Below are 6099 nucleotides of genomic sequence, written 5' to 3'. Positions count from 1 at the left end.
CTTCAAATGTGATGTGTTTTTTACTTTACTTATTTCAAAAAGTATTTTTCAATATCATCCAACATAAGATTTGCAGCTTTAATACCGCCCGCTGTATTCCAAATGACTTCATCTACTTCAAATACTTTATTATTTTTTGAAGCTTGTAATTGTTTAAAGAGTGGATCTTCTGTCCATTCTTTCGCTATTGTATTTCCTGCATTCGTTTTATCAGCATCCTTATCAGATGTGAAATAGAATAAATAGTCTCCATCCATATTCGGAATTTGCTCTTTTGTAACACCTTTTATCGCAAAATCATCCTTATCCTGAAGTGGTGGTCGCTTAAATCCGATATCATTTAAAACAACACCCGAGAATGAATTTTTTTGATAAATGCGAACGTCACCTGGAACGAAACGAATAATAGAAACTTTAGAATCTACTTTATCTCCTAGTTTCTCTTTTAATCCTTCAATACGCTTCTTATAATCATCCAAGGCTTTGTTGCCTTCTTTTTCTTTATGTACTGCTTTTGTGTATAACGCGAAGTTTTCTTTCCAATCACCGCGTAGTGTTTCAGCATAAACAGTAGGTGCAATTTCTTTTAATTGCTCATATACCTTTTCATGGCGCATTTTATTCCCAATAATTAAATCAGGCTTTAATTTCATAATTGCCTCTAAATTAACGTCACGCTCTGTTCCTACAACTTTTGTATCTTTCAATTCTTTTGCTAAGTGCGGATACCATTCATCACCAGCTCTTGGCTTTGTAGCACCAACCGGTGTAACTCCTACCGATAAAAGAGCCTCAGCACCTTCATTTGTCAGGACAACAACTCTTTTTGGTGTCCCTGTAATTGTTGTTTCCCCCATTGCATGCTTAATTACATATGAATCTTTCCCTTTTGCTGCTGCTTTTGTTTCTTTTTTCTCTTCTTTATCACACCCTGCAATCATAACCATTAACATTACAATGCAGAAGATGAAGATATTTTTAGTTTTGGTCATATTTCCTCCTAGGTGAAAGTGATTATCATTAACATTTTAAAGATTAATGGATAGACTAAAAGTTGTCAATATATTTCAGAAAACTTTTTTAGAATATATTTTTCAAGTTCACCCTATCGATACATACGAAAAGTAAACAGACAAACAAAAGTGATGGTCATTCCAAGCAACACATCCCGTACTTAATACATGTCTGGAACTGCCATTTTCAGCACGAATTGCATAGAAAGCACAACAATAAGTCCAATTACCATTTTTGAAATTTATAATTTCAATATATTATTTTCTTTCATTTGAATGAATTGACCTTCTAACATCACACCAATTGTTGCACCTGTTATAACATCCATAACATTATAATTATCCATTTGGTCTGTCAAACAGGACACAGCGATAGAAAAGGTTAACACAATTATTTGTAGTACGAATCTCATAGATAGATATACAACTATGATACGCAAGGCAATTGTTCCTAATCCATCACTAAACCAATGTACACGTAAATTATTTTTTTCACAAAAAAAGCCCTCCCTTTAAGTTCTTCTGTTTACAAGACATTCAAGACAGGGCTTCATTTAGCTCCATTGATAATCCTTTATATTTTAATATTGATTATATTCGATATAAGATGGATCATAATAAATCCATTGATTTCCCCCGAGGTTTAGCCAACCATTTTGATACGCGTATACTAAATAGGATTCTGGAGAGTTTAACTTTCGAATCACCGAGGATGTTGTTGATGGACCACTTCTTAAATTCACATTCTTGCCGCGAATATTTGCCACTCCTATTGGACTACCATCACTATTTCCATATTTCACATAATCAATATACGATGGATCATTATATATCCATTCTCCTGCACCTAAACCTAACCAGCCGTTACTTTCTTGATACACTACATACGATTCTGGAGCATTTAACTGACGGATCACCGAGGATGTTGTTGATGGACCACTTCTTAAATTCACATTCTTCCCACGAATATAGGCTACACCTATCGTTTGTGGTGTTGGATTTGGGGGTTGTGGATTGGGTGGGTTTGGATTTGCTGTTAATCCTAATATCGCTGCAATTCCTCTTGCATATGCTTGGCATAAATCTTCCATAAACTGCGGATTTTTTAATAAATTTGCATCAAAAGTTGTATCAATAAAAGCTGTTTCTGTTAATAAAGCATCCATAGCTGTTTCTCTTAGTACTGCATAATTGGCTTTTTTTGCACCACGATCACGCAAACCGTATTTCGTTAAAACTGGATTAACGGCTGCATGCATCTTTTGTTGTTTGGCTGCTGCCGAACTACTATTTGATAGTCCATCATAAATATAACTTTCAAAACCTGTTCCACCACCACTATTAATATGAAATGAGATAAAATAATCTGCCCCAAAAGAATTTGCGATATTTGCACGTTCAGATAATGAGATGAAAACATCACTATCACGTGTCATTTTAATATTAAGTGTATAAGTTGCAAGTAATATATCTCTAACACGTTTAGCAATTTGAAGTGTTAGATCTTTTTCAATCAAACCGTTTCCAACAGCACCGGAATCGTATCCGCCGTGACCTGCATCTATAACTAACTTCATATATCCCTTCCTTTCTATATTTAATATATTAATGCTCGTCCTATTTTATTTTATGTACAACATAAAAATTTGGTTCCAAGCAAAAAACCACCTTATGTAAGGCGGTTTCCATCGTCCCGGTTGAGCCAATTTAAAATAAATATGTATGACTGATAATGAACATGCCGTATGCAAAACAAACCAAATAAAATAGTCATTCCACTACCACTATATATTAAGCCAAACTTCAAAAAAATGTTTAACATTGGCGGAAAATGAGTAAGATTTTGCAATACATACAAAGTAAAAAACAGAATACAAAATACCGGAATGTATTGCCATTCATACGGTTTACGCTTTTTACCCATCATTTTCCGAATGAAAATTTGGCATAGTTCAGCTACTACAAAACAACCCCCTATTAGTAAAAAACCAGACGTCATCGTCATACATCCACCTGCCTTATATTTCATTTCTTTCCTTCTATAAGTGTTTTATGTATACTTCACCGTTCAATATAAAGCCAAGTCCCTCTATAAATGAATTAGTTCGTTCCGTTATATCTCTTTGTAACACTTGAATACGTTTTATATCTCTATGTTTCATCATTTCTTCCAATGTAAAATAAGTATTGGTTCCATATCCGTAACCTTGGTAATCGAAATGAATAATTAAATTAGACAATATAGCATGCTCATCTTGCACCGTATAATCCAATACGCCAATATATGTATCATCAACTTTTATACAATATTGAACTTCCTTCATATTCAAACTATGAGAAGCAAACATTTCTTCCACAACTTTTTTTGTTTCTGCATTTACTTTTTCAAACGTAATCATATTTTGTCCACCCTCTTATACTTATTGTATCAAGCTAAATACATATTTATGAAAAAAACCTTAAGATCGTATACGACCTTAAGGTTTTCCTACTTATACTAAGCTATACGCACGTTTTGTTTCTTCATGAAACTCATTTGTATCGTATTTATGCTCTACATAAATTTGATGCCATACCATAAATGCAAGTACTGTCCAAATTTTACGGCTATAATCACCTTTATCTGCACAGTGTGCTTCCAGTAAGTTTAATACGTACTGTTTGTCGATTAAATGCTCTGTTTTACTTTCTTTAATAATATTAACAGCCCAGTCATGCATTTCATCTTTTAACCAGTGACGAATTGGCACTGGGAAGCCCAGCTTTTTACGATCTAACACGTGATCTGGAACAATCCCGCGCACTGCTTCACGTAAAATTGCTTTTGTCGTTCCATTTGCAATTTTTAATTCTGTTGGAATTTTAGACGCAACGTCAAATACTTCTTTATCTAAGAATGGTACACGAAGCTCTAATGAATTTGCCATCGTCATTTTATCAGCTTTTAATAAAATGTCACCACGTAGCCATGTGAACATGTCGATGTATTGCATTTTGCTAACATCATCATAATCTTTAATTTCATTATACAATGGCTTTGTGATATCCATGTAGTTAACACTTTCATTGTAATACTTCATTAATTCAGCTTTTTCTTCTTCACGGAAGATTTTCGCATTACCATAGTAACGCTCTTCAATTGGTGTACATCCACGCTCTAAGAAGCTTTTCCCTTTAAAGCCTTCTTTAAGCGCACCACTTAATGCTTTTAAGACGCTTTTCCCCGGAGTAGGGATGTAAGAGAACATTTTTAAAGAATTTGGCTCACGATAAATGTTATATCCACCAAACAGCTCGTCTGCACCTTCACCAGAAAGAACTACTGTTACATGCTTACGTGCTTCTTTTGCTACGAAGTACAATGGTACAGCAGCTGGATCAGCTAAAGGATCATCCATATGCCAAATGATTTTTGGGAATTCGTTCATGAATTCTTTTGCTGTAATGAAGACACTATGGTTTGTTACACCTAGTTTTTCAGCAGTTTCTTTTGCTACGTCAACTTCACTGAAGCCGCGGCGTTCGAAACCAACAGAGAATGTTAAAAGGTTTGGATTCATTTCTCTAGCAATAGAAGCAATGATAGATGAATCGATACCACCAGATAAGAATGAACCTACTGGCACATCACTACGCATATGAACTTTTACAGAATCATATAACACATCTCGAATCGCTTGAATGTGCTCCTCTTTCGTTGCACTTGAAGCATTGAAATACGGTTTCCAGTAGCGATGAATTTCCATCTCTTTACCGATTTCTTTTACGAAATAATGACCAGGTTCAATTTTATTAACATCAGTTGTTAATGTCTCTGGTTCTGGACCATATTGATACGTAAAGTAATGTTGCAGAGAAGTTGGATTTACTCCTTTATCTTGCATTACATGCATAATACTTTTCTTCTCAGATGCGAAGAAAGTCGTATCACCTTGCTGAGCAATGTATAAAGGCTTAATACCGAAGTGATCACGTGCACCGAAAAGTTTCTTTTCTTCACGATCCCAAATCATAAATGCAAACATACCGCGAAGGTAATCTACACACTTCTCTTTCATATGTGCATACAATGCAATAATAACTTCTGTATCAGATTGCGTTGCAAATGTTGCTCCTTTTTCAAGCAGCATTTCGCGTAATTCTACATAGTTGTAAATTTCACCATTAAAAATAATTACATATCGATCATTTTCATAAGTTAGCGGCTGATGTCCTGCCTCTAAGTCAATGATACTTAAACGGCGGAAGCCAAATTGTACATGTTCATCACGAAAATATCCTTCGTCATCTGGACCGCGGTGGAAAATAATCGTGTTCATATTTTCAAATTGATGTTTTTCTGTTTCTGAAAACTCTCTAGGGTTTTCACATAAACATCCTACAAAACCACACATACTTCTTACCCTCTTTCAGTTTTCATTCTGTTTCTATACTACTATATCAACCCTATTTATACTATCATAATCAACTGAATATGGCGACAAAAACTATAAAAAAATCACTCCATTTCACATTTTACCCAATTTTTTTGAGCAAACACGAAAAATAGGCACTCACATTTGCACACATTTGTCATATGATATTGCAAATTGATTTCTAGGAGGCAAAAACATGAGTGATGAAAAAAAAGATTCTTCGTCTCGTCCACCAATTCGTAGTTATTTAAAGCAAATTGATGATTTTTTTGAACAAACGCCACTACGTGATGTAATTGCAGATATGAATCACTTTTTCCAAAAAGGAAATCGTTTATTAACATTTCCTGTCGATTTATATGAAGCTGGCGACGAACTGGTCATAAAAGCAGAACTTCCAGGAGTTCAAAAGGAGCAAATTCAAATAGAAATTCAAAGTGAATACTTAAAAATCTCTGTTACAGAAGATATTACAGAAGAAATACAAGATGAAGTTTCACATAATTACTATCGCCGTGAACGATCCATGTCAGGAGCTTCTCGCATGATTAAACTTCCATATTTAATTAAGAAAAAAGGTGCAAAAGCTTCTTATCAAAATGGCATTTTAGAAATACGTGCTCCAAAAATCCCGCAACAGCACGATATTTTATCCATAGATTAATCGTTAT

The 6099-nt window shown here is 34.5% G+C and carries 7 protein-coding genes; 1 reads left to right on the top strand and 6 read right to left on the bottom strand.

Features of this window, described 5'->3' with window-relative positions:
* Nucleotides 1–29: 29 nt before the first annotated feature.
* The 6 genes from LOK41_RS06275 to asnB form a co-directional block, all read right to left on the bottom strand.
* Nucleotides 30–992: an ABC transporter substrate-binding protein gene (locus LOK41_RS06275; RefSeq protein WP_241815734.1), complete on the bottom strand. Its 963-nt coding sequence runs from the start codon at nucleotides 990–992 to the stop codon at nucleotides 30–32.
* A 263-nt stretch (nucleotides 993–1255) separates the two neighbouring features.
* Nucleotides 1256–1426 (bottom strand): hypothetical protein, encoded by a 171-nt coding sequence (locus tag LOK41_RS06270; protein ID WP_241815733.1) that lies wholly within the window; start codon nucleotides 1424–1426, stop codon nucleotides 1256–1258.
* Nucleotides 1427–1594: 168 nt separating this feature from the next.
* Nucleotides 1595–2590 (bottom strand): N-acetylmuramoyl-L-alanine amidase, encoded by a 996-nt coding sequence (locus LOK41_RS06265; RefSeq protein WP_241815732.1) that lies wholly within the window; start codon nucleotides 2588–2590, stop codon nucleotides 1595–1597.
* A gap of 92 nt (nucleotides 2591–2682) precedes the next feature.
* Nucleotides 2683–3012: a hypothetical protein gene (locus LOK41_RS06260; protein WP_174100811.1), complete on the bottom strand. Its 330-nt coding sequence runs from the start codon at nucleotides 3010–3012 to the stop codon at nucleotides 2683–2685.
* Between the two features lie 40 nt (nucleotides 3013–3052).
* Nucleotides 3053–3412, bottom strand: coding sequence for a GNAT family N-acetyltransferase (locus LOK41_RS06255; protein WP_241815731.1), 360 nt, complete (start codon nucleotides 3410–3412; stop codon nucleotides 3053–3055).
* Nucleotides 3413–3505: 93 nt separating this feature from the next.
* A complete protein-coding gene (asnB, locus tag LOK41_RS06250; protein WP_000333811.1) occupies nucleotides 3506–5407 on the bottom strand; it encodes an asparagine synthase (glutamine-hydrolyzing) in 1902 nt (633 codons plus the stop codon).
* 217 nt (nucleotides 5408–5624) lie between these two features.
* Between asnB and LOK41_RS06245 the strand changes: the two genes are divergently transcribed.
* Nucleotides 5625–6092: an Hsp20/alpha crystallin family protein gene (locus tag LOK41_RS06245; RefSeq protein ID WP_241815730.1), complete on the top strand. Its 468-nt coding sequence runs from the start codon at nucleotides 5625–5627 to the stop codon at nucleotides 6090–6092.
* Nucleotides 6093–6099: the final 7 nt, after the last annotated feature.

The sequence above is a fragment of the Bacillus sp. TL12 genome, assembly GCF_022625245.1.
GTDB lineage: Bacteria > Bacillota > Bacilli > Bacillales > Bacillaceae_G > Bacillus_A.
Note: the sequence above shows the minus strand (reverse complement) of the source record. Positions and strands in the feature narration are given on the sequence as shown.

Bases quoted from the DNA above. Each gene is read 5' to 3' on its own strand.
- LOK41_RS06260 (WP_174100811.1), bottom strand. From the start codon at position 3,012: ATGACGTCTGGTTTTTTACTAATAGGGGGTTGTTTTGTAGTAGCTGAA.
- LOK41_RS06270 (WP_241815733.1), bottom strand. From the start codon at position 1,426: ATGAGATTCGTACTACAAATAATTGTGTTAACCTTTTCTATCGCTGTG.
- LOK41_RS06275 (WP_241815734.1), bottom strand. From the start codon at position 992: ATGACCAAAACTAAAAATATCTTCATCTTCTGCATTGTAATGTTAATG.
- LOK41_RS06255 (WP_241815731.1), bottom strand. From the start codon at position 3,412: ATGATTACGTTTGAAAAAGTAAATGCAGAAACAAAAAAAGTTGTGGAA.
- LOK41_RS06265 (WP_241815732.1), bottom strand. From the start codon at position 2,590: ATGAAGTTAGTTATAGATGCAGGTCACGGCGGATACGATTCCGGTGCT.
- LOK41_RS06245 (WP_241815730.1), top strand. From the start codon at position 5,625: ATGAGTGATGAAAAAAAAGATTCTTCGTCTCGTCCACCAATTCGTAGT.
- asnB (WP_000333811.1), bottom strand. From the start codon at position 5,407: ATGTGTGGTTTTGTAGGATGTTTATGTGAAAACCCTAGAGAGTTTTCA.